Annotated in this window: 3 protein-coding genes; all 3 read left to right on the top strand. The window is 63.5% G+C overall.

Annotated elements, in window-relative coordinates:
* Positions 1-269: 269 nt before the first annotated feature.
* Complete coding sequence (locus AKV04_RS05050) at positions 270-1,271, top strand: TrbI/VirB10 family protein (protein ID WP_054005380.1); 1,002 nt, start codon at positions 270-272, stop codon at positions 1,269-1,271.
* Positions 1,271-2,257, top strand: coding sequence for an ATPase, T2SS/T4P/T4SS family (locus tag AKV04_RS05045; protein ID WP_054005379.1), 987 nt, complete (start codon positions 1,271-1,273; stop codon positions 2,255-2,257). The genes AKV04_RS05050 and AKV04_RS05045 overlap by 1 nt, the downstream gene beginning before the upstream one ends.
* The coding region (locus AKV04_RS05040) for a hypothetical protein (RefSeq protein ID WP_156317377.1) at positions 2,250-4,372 on the top strand (2,123 nt) is incomplete at its 3' end. The genes AKV04_RS05045 and AKV04_RS05040, both read left to right, overlap by 8 nt.

Below are 4,372 nucleotides of genomic sequence, written 5' to 3'. Positions count from 1 at the left end.
GAGTTGGAAACCAACGCGTTGATCGCGGGCGATGGCGAGGCCGAAGCGGTCCGCGCCCGCGAAGCTGATCTGGCCCGTCGGCGCGATGAAGCCGAAGCCGGGCCTGGCTGGTCCTTGCTGCACCAGATGCCCCTGCCCCGGCACCCGCTATTGAAACCGCCTCGGTCAGTGACTTCCAGGGCGATGGCACTGGCACCGATGGGTTCAGCGTTTCACGGCCCAAGCCGCAGATTGTCCCCGCCGCACCAGATCGCAGTGAGGCCGAGCGGTTGCAGGCCGAGGTCGAGGCGCTGACCGCCCAGATCTCGGATTTGAAGGCCAATCCTGTGACCGATGAGGCGGCCCTCGAGGCGCTGAAAGCGCAGGTTGACGCATTGAACACGGATGCAAAAACCCGCGCCGCCGCCTTGTCGGACCTCGAGCGCGAAAACATCCGCCTGCAGACCGAGTTGGAAACCAACGCGTTGATCGCGGGCGATGGCGAGGCCGAAGCGGTCCGCGCCCGCGAAGCTGATCTGGCCCGTCGGCGCGATGAAGCCGAAGCCTTGAAGCAGTCTCAGATCCATTCCGATATGGTCGCCTTGCGGTCCAGCATGGATATGGGCGGTGATGCCGGGGCTGCAGGCCCTGCCACCGGCGGTACAGCGGCATCAGGCGATGAAGCCTTCCGCCGCGCCGGGGCCAAGGCCGCCGAGGTGCGCCAGGCCGAAGTCATCGCCAATCCATCCAATACCGTGATGCAGGGCACACTGATCGAGGCCGCCCTCGAGACGGCTGTCAGCACCGATCTTGCCGGCAATGTCGCAGCCATCGTCAGCCATGATGTCTGGTCGTTCGATATGAGCCGGGTCCTGATCCCGCGGGGTTCGCGCCTCTTCGGCCGCTACGAATCCGACGTGGGCGCGGGTCAGCGCCGCGTGCTGGTCGCCTGGGATCGTCTCGTCACCACCGACGGGCAATCGGTGACGCTCGCCGCCTATGGCACGGATCGCATTGGACGCTCCGGTCTGCCCGGCACGGTGCGCAATCATTTCCTGCAGCGCTTTGGCACGGCTGCCCTGATTTCTGTCATCGGTGCAGTTCCCGACATCGCTGCCGCGAAATACTCCGGCAACGAAGTGGCTTCGGACACCGCAGAAAACGTCGGCACCGATCTGGGTGAGGCGGTGAACACCGTGATGGCCGACTATTTGCGCATCCCGCCAACCATCAGCGTCACCCAAGGGGCTGTCGTCATGGTCCGGGTTGATGCCGACATCGAGTTCTATTGATGAGTTACCTCGACACCTATCTCGGGCAGCTCGACGCGGGCCTGTCGGACCCGGCGGTCATGGAACTGGCGATCAACGCCGATGGCAGCATCTGGGTCGAGCGTGCAGGGCAGATTCATATGACCCCAAGCGGTCTGCCCGCCCTGCCCGCACGCGCAGCGCGTGACTTGGCCTCGCAGATTGCCAACTCGACCTCGAACACCTTTACGGAAAGCTTACCCCTGGTGTCGGCCGCCGTGAGTTACCGCGATCTGATGCTGCGCTGTCAGGTGGTGGGCTCCCCCGCCGTTGCCAGTGGCACCGTGATCGGCATCCGGATTTTCCGCTCGCGTCAGGGCGATACGCGGCGTGCGGCTCGCACATTTCATTTCTTGCGCGGGCAGGAGAGTTCGCTGGAGGAGGAGCGTCGCGCCATGGTGGCGGATATTCGTGCAGGGTCAGAAGGGGCCGATGTCGATGCTTTCCTTGGCAAACTGGTCTCTGAGCGGCTGAATGTCATTGTCTCGGGCGGCACTTCGACCGGCAAGACCGAGCTTGGCCGCAAGCTGTTGGAAATGGTCGCCTCGGATGAGCGGATCGTCACGATTGAGGACTCCCTCGAACTGCTGCCCGGCCAGCCCAACACCGTTAGCCTGATCGCGCAGCGAGATGAGGCCTCGCCCCGTTCGGCCGCGAAACTTCTGCAGGCCACCCTTCGCTTGCGGCCTGACCGGATCATCCTCGGCGAATTGCGCGGCTCGGAAGCCTCGACCTTCCTTGATGCGATCAACACAGGGCATTCGGGCTCCTTCACCACCCTGCACGCCCATTCGGCCCGCAAGGCGATGGACCGGCTGGCGCTTCTCGTGATGGCACAAGGCACCAAGCTCAGCTTTGGCGAGGTCATCCGATACCTTCAGACCTCGATCGACGTAATCCTGCAGATGGGCCGCATCGGCGACCAGCGCGGCATCATGGAGATGTATTTCCCCGGGCTGGATGACTGACCCCGTCGACCGCGCTCCCTCAAATTCCCCCTTTCTGCCCGCAGGTTCCCCCATGGAAAACGACACTGATCCGGTCACCGAACGCCTGAAATCCGAGCGGGGGCAGTCCGAGCCCATCGCGCCCGAGCGCCCCAAAGAATACTTCTCGGTGCGTTTTACGTTTTCCGGGGCGACGCAGGAATTCGATGATCCCCGGCAAGCAGGCGAGGCGTTTTTCCGCGCCGATCCGGCAGAGCGTCCGTCCGTTGCCCATATCGACGGCAATACCGCTCGCACCATGGCCCGGACAGAAATCCATGGTTTCCATGAAAGCGGCGAGACGCGGTACTTCAAGACGCTGCCGGACTCGCATGCGCCCGATGCGGAGTTCCGCGCAGGGTTTCTGAATGCGATGGAGGCCTCGCTGACCGAGAGGCTGGGCAAGGTGGAATGGGGCAAGGACGGTCCAGCCGAGATCGAGCGTCTGGATACGGGGCTGAGGGAAGATCTTGAGGCCTTAGCGCGTCGCGAGCCGGAAAAGGCGGCGGCGCTTTGGGCTGACCACAGTGACGCGAGCGCGCCCGGGCCGGATTTGCGCGCAGCAGTGAAATCCCGAGAGGAAATCGCGGATCGCGAAGTTGCGGCCTACCAGGACGCCCTCACTGAGGCGCCGCCCATCATCGCCACCGGCGACTGGGTCACGACCGATGCAAATGTCGAATTGCGGCCCGTGGCGGTGGCAACCGACCGGGGCATTCACACGGGCTACGAGGCCAATCTGCCGGGAGGGGAGAACGAGCTCACCTACTCAGAGCGCACCTTCCCGAACTCCCGCGAGGCCCTGCGCCATGCCTTTGATTTCTACGAAGGGGTCGAGGAAGGCCTCGAGCTGGCGGTAAAGCGCGCGGCGGAAATTGACAGCGAGTTGTTGGAAGACCCGGCTCGCGGGCCGGAAGGGCTTGTCCTTGAGCATCGGACACAGCCCGAGCTTGCTCGCCCCGAGGCGGCAATTTACGCGGGCGAGGACGGGCAACTTGTTCTGACCCTTGGTCAGGACAACGAAAACACCCGCGATCTGGCCGAGCGGCTGGTCGCCGATCCTGATTTCCGAAAAGTGGTGGCCGAGCACATCCCGGACGCCGAGGCGACGCTTGGCACCGGGCGGTTTGTCGATGGCGAAGGCTCCGCCGGATTCTTGCCCGAAGAGTTGCTTGCCGTCACCTCTTATGGCCGCGATGGCGGTGCTGAGGTGCTGGCGAAGTTTCCAGATGAAGGGCCGCTCAGTGAAGCCTTGGCCAAGCATCTCGCGCAAAGTCCGGTTTTGGCTGAGTATGCCCAAGCAGAACAGCAGCGCGGCGATTTTGCGTCTGACCCGGCCCGGGCGATCTCAGTTTGGGTCGCGCAATCAAGCGCGCAGATCGACAGATTGCCGTCGGACCGACAGGACGACCTTCGATCCGAAATGCAGGGCATCGCCAAGGAAGCGGCGGCGGCCTTTGGACTGGACCGCGAACAGGGGGAGCGTGAGGCCCCGCCCCGTTCGACGATTTACAGCACCTCCATCGGTGCGACTGCGCTGGTGGTTGGTGGGAACGAGAAAGAGCTGAAAGACAATGCCGGCGATAGCCTTCAACTTGCCCTGAGGCTAAACGCCGCCGATGTCGGGATCGATGCGGATAAAATCAGGCAACGTCTCGAAACCGGGGCCGCGAATGCCCGCGAAGAAGAAACCTGGGTCAAATCCGACATCTCCGAAGTGGCCAAGCGTCACGGCTACGACCTTGGCAGCGCGCAAGGCCGCAGTTCTGCTGCCGAGAAGGTGGATCGATTCTACGAACGCGCCGCCGAACTGATCCAGTCCGCCCGAACGATTGAAGTAGGGCGAGGCCCTGACCCGGTGGTCGAAGCTTTGGGTAAATTGGCAAAGGTTCATGCCCAGCAAGGCTCTGTCTCCTTCCGGAATGAGGATCAGGCGCGGGATTTTGCGGAAGAGATGAAGGAGCGATACGGGGCATCGGTGCTGAAGGACATCGCCGCGGGCCGAACTGATGCGCTTGCCAAGGACGTGCCGGACCCGGCCGCTCGGGCGGCGATGGCGGTTGCCGTTGTTTCGGCGGCCAAAGAGCATCCCTCGCT

The organism is Cypionkella psychrotolerans, from assembly GCF_001294535.1.
Lineage (GTDB): Bacteria > Pseudomonadota > Alphaproteobacteria > Rhodobacterales > Rhodobacteraceae > Cypionkella > Cypionkella psychrotolerans.
The sequence above is the reverse complement of the archived record's forward strand: the minus strand, read 5'-3'. Positions and strand labels throughout refer to the sequence as shown.